Here is a 19,752-nt window from a genome sequence, read left to right on the forward strand (position 1 = left end):
CATGGTCGCGGACGAGCCGATCCCGGTCGTCGAGCTCGCCGCGGCGCTCGAGGTCCCCGTCGACGACGTGCTGAGCACGCTGCACGACCTCGCCGCCGAGTACCGCGGCGACGACGGCGCCCGGCCGCGCGGGTTCGAGCTGCGCGAGGCGGGCGGCGGCTGGCGCGTGTACTCGGCGCCCGCGCACGCGGAGGTCGTGGGCCGGTTCGTGCAGGGCGGTCAGACGGCACGGCTCACGCAGGCGGCGTTGGAGACTCTGGCCGTGATCGCGTACCGTCAACCGGTCAGCCGCGGCCAGGTGTCGGCGGTGCGAGGGGTCAACGTGGACGGCGTGGTGCGCACTCTCGTGGCGCGCGGGCTCGTGGCCGAGGTCGGTCAGGACCCGCACACCGGCGCCGGCCTGTTCGGCACCACGGGCTACTTCCTCGAGCGCATGGGCTTCACGTCGCTCGACGAGCTGCCCCCGCTCGCGCCGCACCTGCCGGACATGGACGACCTCGAGGGCCTGGACGGGCTCGCCGACCTGCGCGGTACCGCGCGGGCGGGTGCCGTCGTGGCCGCGACGGGCCTCTCCGACGGCGCGGCTGACGACGGGGACGACGCACCGGCGTCGGCCCCGAGGCTGCACGACGTGGCGCACGACGCCGCGCGGGACTCGACGGACGAAGGACACGCATGAGCTCGAAGGACGGACGCCAGCCCGGTGACGGGGGCCGCGGGCGCGCCCCGCGCGACGGGGCGGGCGACGCGCGTCGCGGTGGCCCGCGACGCGGGGACGCCGCACGCTCGGGCGGTGCCCCGCGGGGGGCAGGGTCAGGGTCGACGGGCACGTCCGCGGGCCGTGGCGCGAGCGCCGGCCGCGGTGGTCGCGGGGGCCAGGCCGCGGGGCGCGGCACGACGCCGTCGCGCGGCGGCCAGCAGCCCGGTCGACAGCAGCACGGTCGGCCGCGACGCGGGCAGCAGCCCACGGAGCCGCAGCGGGACGTGCACGTCGAGGACGGTGTGCGCCTGCAGAAGGTGCTCGCCTCGGCGGGGCTCGGCTCGCGCCGCGCGTGCGAGGAGCTCATCTCCCAGGGCCGCGTCGAGGTCGACGGCGTCCGCGTGACCGAGCTGGGCGTGCGGATCGACCCGGAGCGCGCCATCGTGCACGTGGACGGGATGCGGCTCCAGCTCGACTCGTCGCGCGTGACGCTCGCGCTCAACAAGCCGCGCGGCGTGGTGTCGACCATGCACGACCCGGACGGTCGCCCGTCCATCGCCGAGCTCGTCGCGGACCGCCCCGAGCGCCTCTTCCACGTCGGGCGCCTCGACGCGGACAGCGAGGGCCTGCTCCTGCTGACGAACGACGGCGAGCTCGCGAACCACCTCGCCCACCCGTCGCACGAGGTCGCCAAGACGTACCTCGTCACGGTGCGCGGCAAGGTGCCGGGCAACGTCGCCAACAAGTTCCTGCACGGCATCGAGCTCGAGGACGGGGTCGTGCGCGCGGACGCGTACCGCGTCGTCGACCAGGTCGCGGACCAGACGATGATCGAGGTCGTGCTGCACTCGGGGCGCAACCGCGTGGTGCGGCGCATGTTCGAGGAGGTCGGCTTCCCCGTGACGCGCCTCGTGCGCACGCGCATCGGCCCCATCGCGCTGGGCAACCTGCGCCCGGGGACGACGCGCGTCCTCGGCCGGACGGAGCTCGGCAGCCTCATGGCGGGCGTCGGGCTCTAGGGCCGAGGTCCCCACGCGACCTGCACCACCCTCCGACGGACCGCCGTGAGGCGGGCCGTCCCGTACTGAAGGAGCACCACCCATGCCGGTCCGGGCGATCCGGGGCGCGACCCAGCTCGACGTCGACGAGCGCGAGCACCTCTTCGAGCGCACGCGCGAGCTGGTCCAGGAGGTGCTCGACGCGAACGCGGTCGACACCGACGCGCTCATCTCGATCCTCTTCACCTGCACGCCCGACCTCGTCGCCGACTTCCCGGCGGCCGCGGCACGCGAGATGGGGCTCGGCGACGTGCCGCTCATGTGCGCGACGGAGATCGCGGTGCCGGGCGCGCTGCCGCGCGTCGTGCGCCTCATGGCGCACGCCGACCTCGACGTGGAGCGGTCGGCCGTCCAGCACGTGTACCTGCACGGCGCCACGTCGCTGCGTAAGGACCTGGCCCAGTGAGCGCGGGGGAGACGGGCGCCGTGGGCATGGTAGGCGCGACGGGCACCGCGCTGACGATCGCGGTCGACGGCCCCTCGGGGTCGGGCAAGTCGAGCGTGTCCAAGGGCGTCGCGCGCCGGCTCGGGCTCGCGTACCTCGACACCGGCGCGATGTATCGCGCCGCGACCTGGTGGTGCCTGCACCGGGGCGAGGACCTCGCCGACCAGGCGGCGGTCGCGCACGCGGTGCGCGTGATGCCGCTGGTCATGGGCCTGGACCCGTCCGGGCCGACGGTGCACGTGGACGGCGTCGACGTCGGCGAGGCGATCCGTTCCACGGAGATCTCGACGGCCGTGAGCGCGGTCGCGACCAACCTCGACGTGCGCGCGGAGCTGCGGCGCCTGCAGCGGGCGGTGATCGAGGCCGAGCGCACGCCGTCCGGGTTCGCCGGGGGGCGCGGCGTCGTGGCCGAGGGCCGGGACATCACGACGGTCGTCGCGCCCGACGCGGACGCGCGCGTCCTGCTCACGGCGAGCGAGGAGGCGCGCCTGGCGCGCCGCTCCCTCGACGTGCACGGGACGGCGGACGCCGCCGCGGTCGAGGCGACCAAGGACCAGGTGCTGCGCCGGGACCGCGACGACGCGACCGTCTCGCAGTTCCAGGTCGCGGCCGACGGGGTCGTGACGGTCGACTCGTCCGAGCTCGACCTGGAGCAGACGATCGACGCCGTGCTCGCCGTCGTCGAGCAGGTCACCGGGCGGGTGGTCGGTCCGCGCCAGGGCTCGTGAGCGCGAGCTCCGCGGGCGAGCGGGTGCCGTCGCCCGCCGGTCCGGCCTGGTCGCGCTGGGTCGGCCGCTTCCTCGCGCGCGTCGTCTGGTCGACCCGGGTCCTCGGCGCGGAGAACGTGCCGGTGGACGGCCCCGTCGTGCTCGCGGCGAACCACACGGGCGTGGTCGACGGGCCGATCGTGCTCGGCGTCGCCCCCCGCCCACTGCACGTCCTCGTCAAGGAGGAGATGTTCGTCGGGCCGGTCGGGTGGGTCCTGCGCGCGGCGGGCCAGATCCCCGTCGACCGCAGCGGCGGCCGGAGAGCGCTCGCGACCGGGCTGGGCGTGCTGCGCCGGGACGGCGCGGTCGGCGTGTTCCCGGAGGGCAACCGCGGTCGCGGCGACGCGGCGTCCGCCCGGGCCGGGGTCGCGTGGCTCGCGCTCAACGGGGGAGCGCGCGTCGTCCCCGTCGCCGTGCTCGGCACCCGCCGCACGGGCGAGGGCGTCAACCGGATCCCGGGCCTGCGCCGCCGGCTCGTGGTCCGGTTCGGCGAGCCGTTCGCCGTCGAGCGGGCGCCCGGGGTGAGCGGCAAGCAGGCGCTCGAGGACGCGAACGAGCGCATCCGCACCGCCCTCGCGGAGCTCGTCGCGGACACCGTCGCCTCGACGGGCGTGGCGCTGCCCACGGACGACCCGAACCGGGAGCGGCGGGCGGCGTCGTGAGCACCGGCGGGCCGGTGGCGCACGTCGTGGGCGACCGCCCGGGCACGGGAGTCCTCGTCGGCCTCGCGTCCGCGCTCGCGTTCGGCGCGAGCGGCCCGTTCGTGAAGCCGCTGCTCGAGGCGGGGTGGTCGCCGGGCGCCGCCGTCTTCGCGCGGGCGCTGTGCTCGGCGCTCGTCCTCGCCCCGGTCGCGGCGGTCGCCCTGCGGGGGAGCCACCGGCTGCTGCGCGAGGAGTGGCGTCTGGTCCTCGGCTTCGGTCTCGTCGCGGTCGCCGGGACGCAGCTCTGCTACTTCGCGGCCGTCGCGCGCATGCCGGTCGGCATCGCGCTGCTCGTCGAGTACCTCGCGCCGGTGCTCCTCGTCGGGCTGGCATGGTTGCGCACGCGGCACGTCCCGCCGCGGCTCACGCTCGCGGGCTGCGTCGTCGCGGTCGCCGGCCTCGTGCTCGTCGTGGACCCCGCGGGTGCGCGCCCCGACCTCGTCGGGGTCCTCTTCGCCCTCGGCGCGGCCGTGGGGCTCGGCGCCTATTTCGTCCTGTCCGCGCGCCCCACCCGGCTGCCGGCCGTCGCGCTCGCCGCGTCGGGGCTGGGCGTCGGGGCGCTCGCGCTCGGCGCCGCCGGACTCGTGGGCGTGCTGCCCTTCGCCGCGCCGTTCGTCGACGTCACGCTCCTCGGGACGTCCGCGCCCTGGTACGTGCCGCTCGCCGTCGTCGTGCTCGTGGCGACGGCGTTCGCGTACGTCTCCGGCGTGGCCGCGACTGTGCGCATGGGGGAGCGCCTCGCATCGTTCGTCGGGCTGTCCGAGGTGCTGTTCGCCGTCGTCATCGCGTGGCTGCTCCTCGGCGAGGCGCCGAGCCTCGTGCAGGCGGCCGGAGGTGTCCTCGTCGTCGCCGGCGTGGTGCTCGTGCGCCTCGCGGGGTCGCCCGGCGCGCGGTAGGTTCGCGCGTAGCCGGCCGTGGAGCCGTGCCGTCGTCAGGTCGTGGACGCCAGCCAGCACGCGCGGAGAGGAGAGCGGATGACCGACGCTCCGGGCAAGCCCACGACCGTGGACGAGTACCTCGCGACGCTGACACCCTCGGCGCGGGACGTCGTCGCCCACCTGCGCGCCGTCGTCCACGACACCGTTCCCGGCCTCGGCGAGCGCATCAGCTACGGCATCCCGACGTTCACGCTCGACGACCGGTACGTCGTCTACCTCGCGGGCTGGGCCCACCACGTCTCGCTTTACCCGGTACCCGAGACCGACGACGAGCTGGCGCGGCGGATCGCGCGCTACCAGGACGGCAAGGGCACCCTGCGGTTCTCGCTGGCCGAGCCCGTGCCCGACGACGTCGTGCGCGCCGTCGTCCTCCGGCTGGCCGCCCGCGCGGCGGTGGCGCGCGACGGCCGGGCCGGTTGATCCGGCCCGCCGCGGAGACCCGCGAGGGCGCGCCGACGGGCCGGGTTCGGAGCCTGGCCCGCGGCCTGGGAGAATGGACGCCATGACCACACCCGACCCCGCCCAGCCCGGCACGCCCGGACAGATCGACGCCGCCGGGCAGGCCGAGGAGCCCCTGGCGCCCGCGGACCTCGCGGACTCGGCGGACGACACGGCGCGCGAGCGTGCGCTGCGCGCCGGCCTCGAGGACTACGAGCTCGAGGACACCGACCTCGTCCTCCTCGACGCCGACGGCGAGGTGATCGAGGGCTACGAACCCGAGGCGCCGCTGCCCGTGCTCGCGGTGGTCGGCCGCCCGAACGTCGGCAAGTCGACGCTCGTCAACCGCATCATCGGCCGTCGCGAGGCCGTCGTCGAGGACAAGCCGGGCGTCACGCGCGACCGCGTCAGCTACCCCGCGGAGTGGGCCGGGCGCCGGTTCACGCTCGTGGACACGGGCGGCTGGGAGGTCGACGTCGCGGGCATCGAGTCGAAGGTCGCCGAGCAGGCCGAGGTCGCGATCTCGCTCGCGGACGCCGTGCTGTTCGTCGTCGATGCGACGGTCGGCGCCACCGCGACGGACGAGCGCGTCGTGCGCCTGCTGCGCGAGTCCGGCAAGCCCGTCGTGCTCTGCGCCAACAAGGTCGACGGGCAGTCCGGCGAGGCCGACGCCGCGTACCTGTGGGCGCTCGGTCTGGGCGAGCCGCACCCCGTGTCGGCGCTGCACGGCCGCGGGACCGGCGACCTGCTCGATGCCGCGATGCGCGCCCTGCCGACCGAGTCCGAGCACGGCGAGGTGCGCCCGACCGGCCCGCGCCGGGTCGCGCTCATCGGGCGACCGAACGTCGGCAAGTCGTCGCTGCTCAACAAGATCGCCGGCAGCGACCGTGTCGTCGTCGACGAGACCGCGGGCACGACCCGCGACCCGGTCGACGAGCTCGTGACGATCAAGGACGTCCCCTACGTCCTCGTCGACACCGCGGGCATCCGTCGCCGCGTGCACCAGACGAAGGGTGCCGACTTCTACGCGTCGCTGAGGACCCAGGCCGCGATCGAGAAGGCGGAGCTCGCGGTCGTGCTCGTCGACGCGTCCGTCCCGCTCACCGAGCAGGACACGCGCGTCATCTCGCAGGTCGTCGACGCCGGCCGCGCGCTCGTCATCGCCTACAACAAGTGGGACCTCATGGACGAGGACCGCCGTCCGTTCCTCGAGCGCGAGATCGAGAAGGACCTGGTCCAGGTGCAGTGGGCGCCGCGCGTCAACGTCTCCGCGCGCACCGGCTGGCACACCGACCGGCTCGTCCCCGCGATCCAGCGCTCGCTCGAGTCGTGGGACACGCGCATCCCGACCGGGCGCCTCAACGCGTTCCTCGGCGAGCTCGTCGCCGCCCACCCGCACCCGCTGCGCGGCGGCAAGCAGCCCCGCATCCTCTTCGCGACCCAGGCCTCCACGCGCCCGCCGCGGTTCGTCATCTTCGCGACGGGCTTCCTCGAGGCCGGGTACCGCCGGTTCATCGAGCGTCGCCTGCGCGAGACGTTCGGGTTCGAGGGCACGCCTATCGAGATCAGCGTCCGCGTGCGGGAGAAGCGCAAGCGGTGAGCGACGGCGCGGCACGCGTCCCCGCGGGGGTCTCCCGGCGGGGGCGCGCGCTGCGCCTCGGCGTGGCGCGCGACACCGCCGCTACCCGTCATCTCGTGACGTTCCTCGTCGTGACCGTCGCGACCGTGCTCGTCACCCGCTTCCTCCTCGCCGCCTCGGGGTACCCGCAGGTCGGCGGGGGAGACCTGCACGTCGCGCACGTGCTCTGGGGCGGGCTGGGCATGGCGCTGGCGGTCGTCGTGCTGCTGTCGTTCGTCGGCCCGGCGCTGCGCTCGTTCGGGGCCGTGGTCGGCGGCGTGGGCTTCGGGCTGTTCGTCGACGAGATCGGCAAGTTCGTCACCGCGGACAACGACTACTTCTACCAGCCCACGGCGGCGCTGATCTACGCGACCGTCGTGGTCCTCGTGCTCGTGGTCGAGGCGGTGCACGGGCGGCGCCGGCACCACCCGGCCGAGTACCTGGCCGTCGCGACGGACCGCGCGGTCGCCGGCGTCGCGGGCGGGTTCACCGACGACGCGCGAGACGAAGCGCGGGCGCTCGCGGCGCGGGGCCGGGGCGAGCCCGCCGCGGCGGAGGTGTCGGCGCTCGTCGAGGCCGTGCCGCGCGACGACGTCGACGTGCCCGACCCCGTGCGCGCGCTCGTCCGTCGTGCGTCCGCCTGGTTCGCCGCGGCGCTGGGACGGCCCTGGGCGGCTGTCGTCGTCGTGGTCCTCGTGCTCGGGACGGCGCTGGGGTCCCTCCTGGCCGGGATCCGCGTGCTGGGCGGCGGGATCGACGTGCCGACGTGGGTGGGCGCGGGGATCGTCGTCGGGGTGGCCGGGACGGTCGCGTGCGTCGTGGCGGGCGTCGTCGTGGCTCGCGGCGGGTCGCCCGAGGACCACCGGGCGGGCGCCGTCTGGGTGCGCCGCGGGGTGCTCGTGTCGCTGCTGCTCACCCAGCTCCTCGTGTTCCGCGCGCTCCAGTGGGTCGGCGTCGGGGGTCTCGTCGTCGACCTGCTGGTGCTCGCGGCGCTCGGTGCCGCGCTGGGCCGGGACGACGAGCGCCGTCGGGCGTCGGTGAGGACGGAGCGACGCGTCTGACGCCGCCGACCTGGCGCCGAGCCCGCGGTGGGCGGTGACGACCCGTCACCGAACCCGTGGTTGCGTGCCAGGGGGAGGCTGAGGTGCCGCGCAACCCCGGGTTAGGCGATCAGGCGACCACGACCGGGCGGACGAGGTCGGCGAGACGCCGGACCTCCGCGAGCAGGCGAGCGGCGGCCGGGGCGAGGGTGCCGTCGTCGTGGATCCGGCCGTCGTCGTCGAGCCAGCGGCGCAGGTGGATCGTGACGGCGCTCGCGGTGGGCAGCATCCCGAGCGCGACGACCACCGGCGTGATCGCCTCCACCGCGCGCATCCCGCCCGACGACATCCCGTACGACACGAACCCGACCGGCTTGTCGCGCCACTCGTCGGCGAGGTAGTCCAGGGCGTTCTTCAGCGGCGCGGGGTAGCCGCGGTTGTACTCCGGCATGACGAGCACGACGGCGTCCGCCGCCTCGACCCGGGCGCTCCACGCGATCGTGTGGGCGTGCACGTAGCCGCCGGAGTGCGCGTCGACCGGCTCGTCGAGGAACGGCAGGGCGATCTCGGCGAGGTCGGCGACGTCGACCTCGAGGTCCGGGTCGGCGGGCACCTGGGCGAGGAACCAGTCGGCGACGGCGGGGCCGACGCGGGTGGGGCGGGTGCTGGCGACGACGACGAGCAGCTTCACGAGCGGTCTCCTGAGGTGGTGGGGAGGGACTCCGCGGACGGGTGGTCCGTGGAGGGTCGGGTCGGGGCGGTGAACAGGGCGAGGAACGGCTGGACCAGCGGTCCGACGGCGAGCGCGTAGACGACGGTGCCGACGCCGACCGTCCCGCCGAGCGCGAAGCCGACGGCCAGGACGCCGAGCTCGATCCCGAGGCGCGACCAGCGCAACGACCAGCCGCGCGCGGCAAGTCCGGTCATGAGGCCGTCGCGGGGGCCGGGCCCGTACCCGGCGCCGATGTAGAGGCCGGTGGCCGCGGCGTTGACGACGACGCCCGCGACGAGCAGGGCGATGCGCCAGGGGAGCGCCTCGACGGTCGGGAGGACCGCGAGGGACAGGTCGACGGACACACCGACGAGCACGACGTTCGCGACCGTGCCGAGACCGGGCCGCTGGCGCAGCGGGATCCAGAGCACGAGCACGAGCACGCTCGCGAGGATCACGACGGCGCCCAGCGGCAGACCGGTCGCGCGGGCGACGCCCTGGTGCAGGACGTCCCACGGGAACAGCCCGAGCTCGGCGCGCACGAGCAGCGCGATGCTCGCGCCGAAGAGTGCGAGCCCGAGGACGAGCTGGGCGAGGCGACGTGTCGTTGACATGTCATCGATACAAGCACGCGACTCGATGACATGTCAACGAGTGTGCGATGCTGGCCCCATGACCGACGTAGCCGAGCCTCGATGGCTCTCGCCCGACGAGGAGCGCGCGTGGCGCGCCTACCGCCGCATGCAGACTGTCCTGCCTGTCGCGCTCGCGCGCGACCTCGCGCGGGACTCGGGACTGTCCGAACCGGACTACGACGTGCTGTCGACGTTGTCCGAGCAGCCCGGCCACCGGTGGCAGCTCCGCGACCTGGCCACCCGCATGCTCTGGTCCCGCAGCCGGCTCTCGCACCACCTCGCGCGCATGGAGACGCGCGGGCTCGTACGGCGGGAGGCGGACGTCGACGACGGACGCAACGCCGTCGTCGTCCTCACCGACCACGGGTTCGCGACGCTCGAGGCCGCCGCGCCCGCGCACGTTGCTTCCGTGCGCCGGCACCTCGTCGACCTCGCCACGCCCGGCGAGCTCGCGGCGCTCGCGGCCCTCGCCGAGCGGGTCGTCGCCGAGGTGGGCGACCTCTCGTAGGGTCGGCGCACGTCGATCGTCTGGGACTGACGAGCACCGGTACCGCCGCCGCGGCCTCGCGGACGGTCCGACCCCGTCGCCCTAGGATCGGTGCCCATGACCGACCTCCCGCTCGCCGCCAGCCACGACGCCTTCCCGAACCACGTCTTCGACGCGTTCGGCGTGCCGCTGGGCCTGTTGGACGAGCGCATCGGCGGATCCGTCATGATCGTGGCCAAGCGTCCCTCCGACGGCCCCCTCACTCTCCTCACGGCCGGCGTCTCCCGGCTGCCGGTCGACGCCGGGGCGCCGGTCGAGCTCGCGGTCGAGGTGGTCGAGGGTCAGGAGGGCGCCGCGCTCGTCGCCCTGCGGATCGTGTGCGACGACATCGCCGTCAACCGCCGCACCCCACCGTTCGAGACGCCGTGGCGCAACGGGGACCCCTTCCTCTCCGGGACGCAGATCTCCGCGATCATGGCGACGGGCTCGCGGTGGGGCTCTGCGCTCGACGACGTGCTCGACGCCGCGGGGAACGTGGTCGGCCACGTCCGCACCCTACGGCTGCTCACCGACGCGGAGGCGCAGACCGCCTCGCGGGTCGGGTGGTCAGGTCTCGTCGAGGAGGTCGGGTCGATCGACGCCCTCCTCGACGTCACCCGCCCCTGACGTCACCGCCCTCGGCGTCACCCGCCCGCGAGGTCACGAGGAGCGCCGACCGGGCGCACGCGCCGGTGGCGCAGCCGCTCGTCCGACGCGAAGCCCGCCCGGTCGTAGGCGGGGACGGCGCGCTGGCTGCTGTGCACGACGACGCGCTCGACACCGAGCCGGTCCGCCTCGGTCACCACCGCCTCCACGAGCCGCGTCCCGAGGCCCTGGTCCCGCGCGTCGGGCACCACGTAGACGCACTGCAGGTCCCCGCTGAGGCGGTGCGGCGCTCGCGGGCTGGGCACGCGCGCGGTGAGGGCGAGCCAGGCCATGCCGCGGACGACGCCGTCGCGCTCGGCGACGAAGCACCGGTGCGTGTCGGAGCGGTCCGCGGCCCACGCGACGAAGGTCTCGACGAACTCGTCCTCGCCCAGCACGTCTGTCGCGCCGTTCTCCTCGGCGACCCAGCGCCAGCGCAGGCGCGCGACGGTGGGCAGGTCGGCACAGGAAGCGGGGCGGACCGTCATGTCGGGCACGAGGACCATCCTCGACCACGGCCGACGGTCACGGCGTCCCTGCGAGAGCCTCTGTCAGCAGGTGGGTGCGGCGTGCGCGACCTGCTCGACCCGTTCGGGGCCGGTGCCTCCCGACGTGCGGGCCGTGACGGTCACGACCCCGGCGTCGGGCGCCGATCGGACGGCGAAGGCCTGGTACGCGCTCGACCCGGGTGCCACGTCGGCGAAGCTCCGCGACCCGTGGGCGGTCGCGACGTCGACGTCGAGCGCGACGTCGTCCTGGTTGGCGACGCGGACCGCGACGTACGGGGTGCCGGCGAGGCACCGCAGGCGCACGTCCGTGGCGACCGACGGCCGGTCGCCGACGAGGAGGGCGAGCGGGATCGAGTCGGCGATGGCCTGCTGCCCGGCGACGTTGGCGTGGATGCCGTCGCCGGTGTCGTAGGGCGGGTAGATCGAGTCGGGGTTCGCCGGGTCCTGGAGGACCGCGTCGAAGTCCAGGACGCCGTCGCACGACCCGTCGCAGTCGCCGCCCGCGCGCACGACGTCGTTGACGGCGCGGCGGTACTGGTTCTGCAGCGCGGTGTACCCGGGGCGCGGGGTGACAGGAGTGACGAAGACTCTGATGCCCTCGGCGCGCAGCCGCTCGAAGATCTGCTCGTAGCTCGCCAGGATCGTCGCGTCCGTGCAGCCGTTCGCCAGGTCGTTGGTGCCGTAGTAGAAGATCACGCCGAGCACCCCGTGCAGGGCGAGCACGTCGCGCTCGAGGCGCGAGACGCCGTCGTTCCCGCCGCCCCCGCACGCGGGCGAGGAGGTCGTGCCGCTGATGCCCTCGTTGACGATCGCGACCTGCTGCGACGGCGGCAGCTCGGCGGCCACGCGGCGCGCGAGGTCGTCGGTCCAGCGGCGGTCCTGGCCGAACGCGTCGCAGCCCGGCCCGCAGCTCTCGCTGCCCACGCCGTCGACGACGGAGCTCCCGTAGGCGACGATCGTGCCCGCGACGTCCGCGTCGAACACGTCGACCGCGCTGACGAAGTACGTCCACGGCAGGTTCTCGGTGAACGACGCACCGGAGACCTCGGCGTTGCGGTTGCCCGACCCGATCGGGGCGCCGTAGTTGTTGCGGCCCGCGCGGTCGTGCAGGCTCGCGACGGTCGGCCGGGCGAGGTAGAAGGTCACGGCGACCTCGTCCAGGTCGTCGGTGGCGATGCTCGTCGGGTCGCTCCAGACCTCCCCGCCCACGGGGATCGTGACGCTCTCGGCGCCGCCGAAGGTGAGCACACGGTCGGTGCCCGCGACGATCGCCGGTCCTCCGGCGCTCAGGGCGAGCGACGTCTGGTCGATGACGACCGGCCCGACCCCGTACTGGTTCTGCAGCCGGATCCGCACGGCGTCCCCGCCCTGGCTCAGGCGGGTGACCATCCGCATCGACTGGTCGTCGAAGTTCTTGGTGGAGACGCGCTGCTGCGACTGCGCCCAGCTCGTGAACCAGCCGGCGTCGTCGGCCCCCGGGGCGTCGGCGGCGGAGGCCGTGCCGAGACCGGTCAGGGCGAGCCCGAGCGCCGTCAGGGCGGCGAGCAGGGCTCGGCGTGCGCGCCGCGGGGCGCGCGTGGTGCGGTCGGGTGGGGTGTGCGTGCGCGGCATCCGGGTGTCCCTCGGCGTTGAGGTTGATAGCGGTGTCAGGGGGAACCTAGCACCGTTCGCCCCGGTCCGGTCCCGAGATGCGGACGGCGGCCGGACCCGCGTGGGTCCGGCCGCCGTCGGGCGGCGTGTCACCCGGCCGCCATGGCCTCCTCAGCCGAGCGGACCGTACAGGGCAGGGGACGTGCGCGCGTGCACCGACTGCTCGAGCGCGAACGCGAGGCCGAGGAGCGGGCCCTCGTCGAAGTCGCGGCCGAGCAGCTCGAGGTTGACGCCGCCTCCTGTGACCGTCGCGTCGGCCGCGGTCGCCTGGCCGATCGGCACGGTCACCGCAGGGAGCCCCGTGTTGGGGCTGAGGCGCAGGTTGGTACCGATCGTCCCGTAGGGGTTCGCGCTGGGGTAGACGAGCGCGTCGAGGTCGGCGTCGTCGAGCATCGCGGTGACGAGGTCCTTGCCCTCGGCGAGCACCCGGGTGTGCGAGCCGTCGGGCCCGGCCCACGCCAGGTACGTCTCCTCGGAGATCGCCGCGCGCGAGACGTAGGTGCTGCGCCGCGAGGGGACGAAGCGGCCGGAGTCGACGATGCCCTGCAGTGTCCGCGCCTCGACCTGCGGTGCGAGGTGGTTCGCGACGTAGGCGTCGAGGTCGTGCCGGAACTCGTTCGTCGAGCCCGAACCCTCGTTGAGGACGCTCGCGAAGCCGTTCGGCAGCACGGGCGACCACGTCGTGGGCGGCGCGACCTCGACGACGGTGGCGCCGAGCGACTCGAGCGTGGCCCGCGTCTGCGCCCAGAGGCGCAGGGTCGTGGCGTTGCTCCCCAGCATGGACGGCACGTAGCCGATGCGGGCACCGTCGAGCGCGTCCGCGTCGAGGAACTGCGCGTACGACGCCGGCACCTCACCCTCCTGGCGTGACGTGACCGGGTCCGCGGGATCGACGCCCACGACCGCGTCGAGCGCGACGGCCGCGTCGAGGACGCTGCGAGCCATGGGCCCGCCGGTGTCCTGGCTCAGCGCGAGCGGGACGATCCCGTCCCGGCTCGCGAGGCCGACGGTCGGTCGCACACCCACGAGCTGGTTGTACGACGACGGCACGCGGATCGAGCCGCCCGTGTCCGTGCCGAACCCGAGCCCTGCGAGGTTGGCGGCGATCGCCGCGCCCGTGCCGCCGCTCGACCCGCCGGCCGTGCGGCTCGTGACGTACGGGCTCGCGACGAGCGTGCTCGTCCCCGCGTCCTGGTACGCCGAGAACTCGGACACGAAGCCGAACGCGAACTCGTCGAGGCTCGCCTTGGCGAGGATCACGGCGCCGTCGGCGCGCAGCCCGTCGACCATCGTCGCGTCGGTCGTCGTCTGGTTGCCGTCCCAGCACCCGCAGCCACCCGTGGTGGGCATGTCCTTCGTGTCGTAGTTGTCCTTGACCGCGACGGGCACACCGAGGAGCAGGCTCGTCATCCCGTCGGTCTCGCGGACGGCGTCCGCGCGGGCCGCGGCGTCGAGCGCGACGCCGCTCGTCGTGATGATCGAGTGCAGGGGCCGCCCGCCGGCACCCGTGTCGACGAGCGTCGTGTCGTAGGCCGCGATGCGGTCCAGGTACTCCTGGGTGATCGCGACCGACGACGTGACCCCGGCGTTCATCGCCGCCTGCATGTCGAGCGTGGAGGCCTCGACGAGCTCGAAGGGTCCGTCGTCGTAGACCATCCGCTGGGAGACGGCGGCGAGGTCCGCGACGGTGATCGTGCCGTCGCCGTCCGTGTCGGCCGCGGCGACGTCGTCCCACGTGGCGTCGTCGGTCGTCGCGCCGAACGCCGCGGCGACGACGTCGAGGTCGTCGGTCGTCACCTGCTCGTCGCCCGTGAGGTCGAGCTCGGTCCAGTACGGCGGGAGGAACAGCGCCGTGGCGGGGGCCGCCGTCGCGACTGGAGCGGCGGCGACGCCGAGCACGAGGCCGGTGACGGTGAGCGCGGCGAGCCCGCCCGCTGCGACTCGCCGGTGGGTGGTGGGCACGGGCTGCTCCTTCGTGGTGGTGCACCGTCGGTGCGCGGGGACGGCGGGCGCGCCGGGCGTCGGGTCGTGGCTCATCGGGAGACCACCGCCCGGCGCCGCGCCCAGAGGATCCCGGCGCCCACCACGACGGCGAGCAGCGCGGCACCCGCGAACCAGGCGACGCTCGCGCCCGTCGAGGCGAGCGAGCCCGAGCCGGTCGAGGTCGACGGCGAGTCGGACGCGTCGTCGGCCCCGGGAGCGGTGGTGTCGTCACCCCCCGGGGTCGGAGAGGTCGCGCCGTCCGTCGGGTCGTCCGTGGGCGGCGCCGTCACGGCGGCCGTGATCGTCGTCGTGGCGGACGCGAGGTCGGTCAGGGAAGCGGTCGTGGCGTCGGCGCCGACGAGGGTGGCCGTCGGGACGGTGAACGGGGCGTCGCCGTCGGCGACGGCCGTGAACGTGAGCGTCGCGAGCGTGACGTCGCCCTCGAGGCCGGGGGACGTGCCGAGCCGCGTGTGCGCGACGGCGACGGTCCCCGCACCGTCGTCGGCCACGTCGGAGTACCCGCCGTCGGGCGTGACCGCGGAGTCCTCGACGAGCTCGACGAGGTCGGGGTCGTAGGAGACCGCGAGGTCGTAGGCGTAGAGGTCGACGACGCCCGTCGCGGCGACGGTCACCGTGACCGGGGCGCCGACCTCGACGCTCGACGGCGCGTCGAGGGTCACGGCGGAGACTGACGGCGCGGCGTGCGCCGGGGCGGTGAGGGCGGTCGCGGCGACCGCCAGGCCGCCGACGAGCGCGGCGCGCCGGCCGAGCCGTCGGCGCGAGGGGGATCGGGTCATGGGGGAGCAGGTCCTTCCTCGGGCGCGCGCCGACCTGCGCGCACGACCGCGGTGGTGGTGGGGCCCCCTGCCGGGACCGATGCTCACAAGTCCCTGTTTCCCGGGCGTTTCACGACGGTTAGCGCGAGCAACGAAGGGTGTCTCGGTCCGGTCACGGACGCCGCGGGCGGTGCGCCCCGGCGACGGATCGTCGGCGAGGGTCGTCCCGGGTGGCCTCAGCCGAGGACCGGCGGCGCTTCCGTCCGCGTCTCGGGATCGGGGATGCGCCGCATGCGCAGCGCGGCGACCACCCCGAGCAGGCCCGCGACGAGCGGGACGAGGAGCGCGACCTGGAGCGCGCGGGCCCGGACGTCGTCGTTGATGCGCAGGATCTCGTCCTGCACCTCGGGCGGCTCGTCGGCGAGCAGCTCGACGAGCTGGGCGTCGCTCATGATCTCGGCGTCGTCCTCGAGCACCGCCGCGACCTGCTGCTTGTCGTCCGGGGGCAGGACGGTGCTCGACCCGGCCTGCGCCGTGAAGCCCGCGGCGAGCGACGCGAGCATCACCGCGCCCGCGACCGCGAGGCCGAGGGAGAGCCCGAACGAGCCCGCCGCCGAGCTGACGCCGGCGGCCTCGCTCGCGCGTTCCTCGGGGACGGGCGAGAGCGTGTACGCGTTGAGCTGCGACACGAGCAGACCGAGCCCGGCACCCGCGACGACGAGCGGCAGCGCCAGCCACCAGCCCGACGTCGCGCGCGGCACCACCAGGACCGCGCCCGCGATCCCGAGGACGAGCAGGACGAACCCCGCGAGCACGCGCGTCGCGGGTCGGCGCCGACCGGGGCGCTTGCCCGCGACCAGGGCCGCGGCGAACATCGTCAGCGAGAGCGGCGCGAGCGAGAGACCCGCCAGGAGCGCGTCGTAGCCGAGCGCCATCTGGAGGAAGATCGGTAGCGCGATCATCGCGCCGCCGAGCGCGACCTGTTGCAGGAGCTGCTGCGAGACCCCGATGCGGAACGCGGGGGAGCGGAACAGGCCCGGGTCGACGAGCGTCGTCCGCCCTGCCCGCGCGCGCCGCACGAGCCAGGCTGCGAGACCCACGAGGCCCGCGGCGCCGACGACCACCAACGCCCCGACGGCCTCGCCGCCCTCCTGCCAGACGAGGACGCCGAGGACGATGCCGCCCATCCCGACGACCGACAGGATCGTCCCCACGACGTCGACCGCGCGGTCGCCGGTGTACGGGACGTCGCGCACGAGCCGCACGCCCAGGAGCACCACCACGATCACCACGGCCTCGAGGCCGAAGGCCACGCGCCACGACAGCGTCGTGGTGATGACGCCGCCGAGCAGCGGCCCGACGGCCGCCGCGATCGACGCCGCGGCCCCCACGAGCGCGTAGGCGGACTTGCGCGCGGCGCCGTCGAAGTTGCCGTGCACGAGCGACTGCATGGCGGGGAGCAGCAGCGCGGCGCCCAGGCCGCCGATGACCGACCAGAAGATCACCACCGCCACGAGGCTCTGCGCGAGCGTCATCGCGACCGCGCCCGCCCCGTACGCGAGGAGCCCGACGACGTACGCCCGGCGCCGTCCGACGAGGTCGCCCACCTTGCTGCCCACGAGGATGAACGACGCGGACACGAGCGCCTCGAGCGCGATCGCCGTCTGCACCCCGCTGACGGTCGTGCCGAGGTCGCGCACGACGGCCGAGATCGAGACGTTCATGAACGACGTGTCGACGACGAGCACGAACATCGCGGCCGCGAGGAGCAGCGCGAGACGCCGGGCGGCAGCGGTCGGCCGGCCGGCGGTGTTCTCGGTGCTCTGCTCCACGTCGACCCCCGTCCGCCGTCCATGCTCACGGGCCGCGCGGCACTCGCGCCTCACCCGCCGAGGGTGCTCCCGCTGCCCGGGCGCCGCGCCGCGCGCTCTGCCACCATCGGCCTATGGCTGCTGACCGGTGGCGCTCGCGCCACGTCGACGTGGAGGGGCACGACGTGTTCGTGCGCGTCGGGCCGGACGTGCCGGGCGCCGTCCCGATCGTGCACGTGCACGGGTTCGCGGTCTCCGGCACCTACCTGCTCCCGACAGCCGAACGCCTGGCCCACCGGGCGACCGCCGTCGTGCCCGACCTGCCCGGCTACGGCCGCAGCGAGCGCTGGGGGCACACCCTCGGGATCCCGTCGCTCGCCTTCGCGCTGCTCTCGCTGCTCGACGCGCTCGAGCTCGAGCGCGTGATCCTCGTCGGCAACTCCATGGGCGGCCCGATCGGCCTCGAGGTCGCGCACGCCGCACCAGAGCGCGTCGCCGGCATCGTGCTCGCCTCGCCCGCCGGCGGCGTGCACAATCAGCCGTTCGCCCGCGCCCTCACCCAGCTCGCGCGCGACGCCGGCCGGGAGAGCCCGCGCATGGCGCGCATCGCCGTGCCCGACTACGTGCGGTTCGGCGCCGTCAACGCGCTGCACCTGTTCTCCGAGCTGGTCCGGTTCCCGTCGCTCGAGCGCATCGTCCGCGTGCCGGTCCCGACGCTCGCCGTCGTCGGCACGCGCGACCCGCTCATGCCGCCGCCCCGGCGCGTGCGCGAGGTCGGCACGCTCGCGCCCCCGCACGTGACGATCGTCGCGATCGACGGTGCCGCCCACGCCATGAACTTCAGCCACCCCGGCGAGCTCGCCCACGTCATCGAGAGCTGGCTCGACGGACGGGAGATCACCGACGACCCGGACCAGCCGGGCGTCTCCCGCGTCCTCCAGATCGCCCAGGGGTCCGGCCCCGTGGTCTGACCCGCGCGTCTGTCGGCACCCAGGGCTAGCCTGCGGACGTGGCGATCACGTGGGCGCAGGCGCTCGCCTGGCGCGCGCGGCGGCACCTGCTCGACCCGGTCGGCGACCACCGGGCCGAGGACGTCGTTCGGCGGCTGGGCGTCGTCCCTGCAGCCTCCGACGACGCGGCCGAGCTCGCGGTCCGCGTCCGGCAGCGCGCGTCCGAGGCGGGCGAGGTCGGGCAGGCGCTCGCGGACGGGCGCCTCGTGCGCACGTACGCGTTCCGGGGGTCGACGCACCTCGTCACGCCCGAGGATGGCGGGGCGTACCTCGCGCTGCGCCGCGCGGGCCGCATGTGGGAGCGCGCGAGCTGGCGCGAGTACTACCGGCTGGAGCCGGCGGACTGGCCCGACCTGCGCGCCGTGGTGCGCGACGCGCTCGCCGACGGCCCGCTCACGCGCGCCGACCTCGGCGACGCCGTCGCGGCGCATGACCGGTTCGCGCACCTGCGGCCGTCGTTCGGCGACGGCACCGACACCCTGCTCAAGCCGCTCACGTGGTTCGGCGACATGAGCTTCGGGCCTGCGCGCGACGGTCGCACGACGTTCCAGCGGCTCGACACCAATCCCCGCTGGGTCGACTGGCCCGACCTCGACGCCGCGGGTCGGCACGCCGTCCTCGCCTACCTCGGCACGTACGGCCCCGCCACCCCGGACCACGTGCACTCCTGGCTCGGGCAAGGGCTGGGTGCCGGTCGCGCACGGCTGAACCGATGGATGGCGGAGATGCGTGGCGACGAGCTCGCGGAGGTCGACGTCGAGGGAGACGCGGCCCTCGTGCTCCGGGAGCACGTCGACGAGCTCGCCGACACCCGCCCGTCGTCGGCGGTGCGGCTCCTTCCTGCGTTCGACCAGTGGGTGCTCGGGCCCGGCACCGCGGACCCGCGCGTGGTGCCGCCCGCGCACCGTGGCGTGGTGAGCCGCGGGGCCGCCGTCGTCACCGTGGGCGGGGCCGTCGCTGGGACCTGGGCGCTCGCGGGCGAGGACGTGCGCGTCGCGTGGTTCGACGACGGCGGTGCAGAGCACGCCGTGGCGGTCGCGCGGCTGGGTAGTGTGCTCGGGCGGGACCTGCGCCTCGTGACGGACGGGTGAACGGGGCCGGCGGAGGGAGCGGCAGGTGGCGACGACCGGGGTCGAGCTGAGCATGGACGACCTGCGCGAGGTCGCCGGGTACGCGGCCCGGTGCGCGGGGCAGGCGCTGGAGATCGTGGAGGCGGTGCGGCCCGACGACGCCCGTCCTCGCGAGGCGGTCGACGCGGCGTGGGCGTTCGCCCGTGGCGGCGCGCGGGGCAAGACCTTGCGGGACACCGCGTGGGCGGCGCTCCGGGCCGCGAAGGAGGCGGGCGACCCGGCGGCTGCCGAGGCCGCGCGAGCCGCGATGGCGGCGGCCGGCGCCGCGTACCTGCACCCGATCGCCGACGCCCACCAGGTCAAGCACGTCCTCGGCTCGGCGGCCCACGCGGCGCACGCCGCCCAGCTCGCCGCGGGCGGGGACGAGTGCGCTGCCACCGCACGACTCGCCGTGGCGCTGTCCTACGCGACGCCCGCGCTCGTCGACGTGCTGCGCCGCTACCCGTCGGCACCCGGTGGAGGCGGCCGGGTCGGCGAGCTGGTCCGCCGGCTCGACGCGGCCCTTCGGGACGGCACCGCGCTGGACGGCACCGCACCCGGTGCCGGGGGCGACAGCGCCTGAGCCGGGTCCGCGCCGGGCCGCGAAGGCGCCGGGCGATGAGTTCCGGCCGCCTCGCGGGTCGTTGCGGATGACCGCGGCCGGCGGCGTGCGCCGGCCGG

At 75.3% G+C, this 19,752-nt stretch carries 20 protein-coding genes and 1 pseudogene; 14 read left to right on the forward strand and 7 right to left on the reverse strand.

From position 1 onward, the window contains the following. Position 1 precedes the first annotated feature (1 nt). The 9 genes and pseudogenes from scpB to NF338_RS07800 all read left to right on the forward strand — a co-directional run. A pseudogene (gene scpB, locus NF338_RS07760) lies at positions 2–511 on the forward strand (SMC-Scp complex subunit ScpB); the annotation flags it as partial. Between the two features lie 164 nt (positions 512–675). Continuing rightward, complete coding sequence (locus tag NF338_RS07765) at positions 676–1,719, forward strand: pseudouridine synthase (protein WP_264030228.1); 1,044 nt, start codon at positions 676–678, stop codon at positions 1,717–1,719. Between the two features lie 82 nt (positions 1,720–1,801). Next, entirely contained in the window at positions 1,802–2,164 is a 363-nt protein-coding gene (gene aroH, locus NF338_RS07770; protein WP_087472142.1) for a chorismate mutase, read from the forward strand. 26 nt (positions 2,165–2,190) lie between these two features. Continuing rightward, a complete protein-coding gene (gene cmk / locus NF338_RS07775) occupies positions 2,191–2,931 on the forward strand; it encodes a (d)CMP kinase (RefSeq protein WP_264030302.1) in 741 nt (246 codons plus the stop codon). Then, positions 2,928–3,632: a lysophospholipid acyltransferase family protein gene (locus NF338_RS07780; RefSeq protein WP_264030229.1), complete on the forward strand. Its 705-nt coding sequence runs from the start codon at positions 2,928–2,930 to the stop codon at positions 3,630–3,632. Before cmk ends, NF338_RS07780 begins: the two co-directional genes overlap by 4 nt. Further along, on the forward strand, positions 3,629–4,567 hold the full coding sequence (locus tag NF338_RS07785) for an EamA family transporter (protein ID WP_264030230.1): 939 nt from the start codon (positions 3,629–3,631) through the stop codon (positions 4,565–4,567). The genes NF338_RS07780 and NF338_RS07785 overlap by 4 nt, the downstream gene beginning before the upstream one ends. Before the next feature lie 78 nt (positions 4,568–4,645). Beyond that, entirely contained in the window at positions 4,646–5,029 is a 384-nt protein-coding gene (locus tag NF338_RS07790; protein ID WP_264030231.1) for an iron chaperone, read from the forward strand. Positions 5,030–5,111: 82 nt separating this feature from the next. Next, positions 5,112–6,647, forward strand: a complete 1,536-nt coding sequence (gene der, locus NF338_RS07795) for a ribosome biogenesis GTPase Der (protein WP_264030232.1) — start codon at positions 5,112–5,114, stop codon at positions 6,645–6,647. After that, entirely contained in the window at positions 6,644–7,726 is a 1,083-nt protein-coding gene (locus tag NF338_RS07800; protein ID WP_264030233.1) for a hypothetical protein, read from the forward strand. Before der ends, NF338_RS07800 begins: the two co-directional genes overlap by 4 nt. A 109-nt stretch (positions 7,727–7,835) precedes the next feature. On the opposite strand, the gene NF338_RS07805 is transcribed toward NF338_RS07800, so the two are convergent. Beyond that, a complete protein-coding gene (locus NF338_RS07805) occupies positions 7,836–8,396 on the reverse strand; it encodes an NADPH-dependent FMN reductase (protein ID WP_264030234.1) in 561 nt (186 codons plus the stop codon). Beyond that, entirely contained in the window at positions 8,393–9,031 is a 639-nt protein-coding gene (locus NF338_RS07810) for a YczE/YyaS/YitT family protein (RefSeq protein WP_264030235.1), read from the reverse strand. Before NF338_RS07810 ends, NF338_RS07805 begins: the two co-directional genes overlap by 4 nt. Positions 9,032–9,089: 58 nt before the next feature. Here NF338_RS07810 and NF338_RS07815 point away from each other — a divergent pair, with 58 nt between their 5' ends. Both NF338_RS07815 and NF338_RS07820 read left to right on the forward strand, forming a co-directional pair. Further along, positions 9,090–9,560 (forward strand): MarR family winged helix-turn-helix transcriptional regulator, encoded by a 471-nt coding sequence (locus tag NF338_RS07815; protein WP_264030236.1) that lies wholly within the window; start codon positions 9,090–9,092, stop codon positions 9,558–9,560. A gap of 96 nt (positions 9,561–9,656) precedes the next feature. Then, the gene (locus NF338_RS07820; RefSeq protein WP_264030237.1) at positions 9,657–10,205 is read left to right on the forward strand and encodes a hypothetical protein; all 549 of its coding nucleotides are present in this window, start codon (positions 9,657–9,659) and stop codon (positions 10,203–10,205) included. Between the two features lie 17 nt (positions 10,206–10,222). On the opposite strand, the gene NF338_RS07825 is transcribed toward NF338_RS07820, so the two are convergent. The 5 genes from NF338_RS07825 to NF338_RS07845 form a co-directional block, all read right to left on the reverse strand. Beyond that, positions 10,223–10,729: an N-acetyltransferase family protein gene (locus NF338_RS07825; RefSeq protein WP_412846361.1), complete on the reverse strand. Its 507-nt coding sequence runs from the start codon at positions 10,727–10,729 to the stop codon at positions 10,223–10,225. A 45-nt stretch (positions 10,730–10,774) separates the two neighbouring features. After that, positions 10,775–12,343 (reverse strand): GDSL-type esterase/lipase family protein, encoded by a 1,569-nt coding sequence (locus NF338_RS07830; RefSeq protein ID WP_264030238.1) that lies wholly within the window; start codon positions 12,341–12,343, stop codon positions 10,775–10,777. A 150-nt stretch (positions 12,344–12,493) separates the two neighbouring features. Next, positions 12,494–14,344 carry an amidase family protein gene (locus NF338_RS07835; protein ID WP_264030239.1) on the reverse strand — a complete coding sequence of 617 codons (1,851 nt, stop codon included), beginning with the start codon at positions 14,342–14,344 and terminating at the stop codon, positions 12,494–12,496. Between the two features lie 71 nt (positions 14,345–14,415). Then, the gene (locus NF338_RS07840; RefSeq protein WP_264030240.1) at positions 14,416–15,162 is read right to left on the reverse strand and encodes a cohesin domain-containing protein; all 747 of its coding nucleotides are present in this window, start codon (positions 15,160–15,162) and stop codon (positions 14,416–14,418) included. Between the two features lie 215 nt (positions 15,163–15,377). Next, positions 15,378–16,895 (reverse strand): MFS transporter, encoded by a 1,518-nt coding sequence (locus tag NF338_RS07845; protein ID WP_264030304.1) that lies wholly within the window; start codon positions 16,893–16,895, stop codon positions 15,378–15,380. A gap of 191 nt (positions 16,896–17,086) precedes the next feature. Here NF338_RS07845 and NF338_RS07850 point away from each other — a divergent pair, with 191 nt between their 5' ends. The 3 genes from NF338_RS07850 to NF338_RS07860 are packed head-to-tail and all read left to right on the forward strand — an operon-like array spanning position 17,087 to position 19,654. Next, positions 17,087–17,923 (forward strand): alpha/beta fold hydrolase, encoded by an 837-nt coding sequence (locus NF338_RS07850; RefSeq protein WP_264030241.1) that lies wholly within the window; start codon positions 17,087–17,089, stop codon positions 17,921–17,923. A gap of 38 nt (positions 17,924–17,961) precedes the next feature. After that, on the forward strand, positions 17,962–19,053 hold the full coding sequence (locus tag NF338_RS07855; RefSeq protein ID WP_264030242.1) for a winged helix DNA-binding domain-containing protein: 1,092 nt from the start codon (positions 17,962–17,964) through the stop codon (positions 19,051–19,053). 25 nt (positions 19,054–19,078) lie between these two features. Beyond that, the gene (locus tag NF338_RS07860) at positions 19,079–19,654 is read left to right on the forward strand and encodes a putative immunity protein (RefSeq protein WP_264030243.1); all 576 of its coding nucleotides are present in this window, start codon (positions 19,079–19,081) and stop codon (positions 19,652–19,654) included. The last annotated feature ends 98 nt before the right edge of the window (positions 19,655–19,752 follow it).

Origin of the sequence: Cellulosimicrobium sp. SH8 (genome assembly GCF_025818875.1) — a bacterium.
GTDB lineage: Bacteria > Actinomycetota > Actinomycetes > Actinomycetales > Cellulomonadaceae > Cellulosimicrobium > Cellulosimicrobium cellulans_D.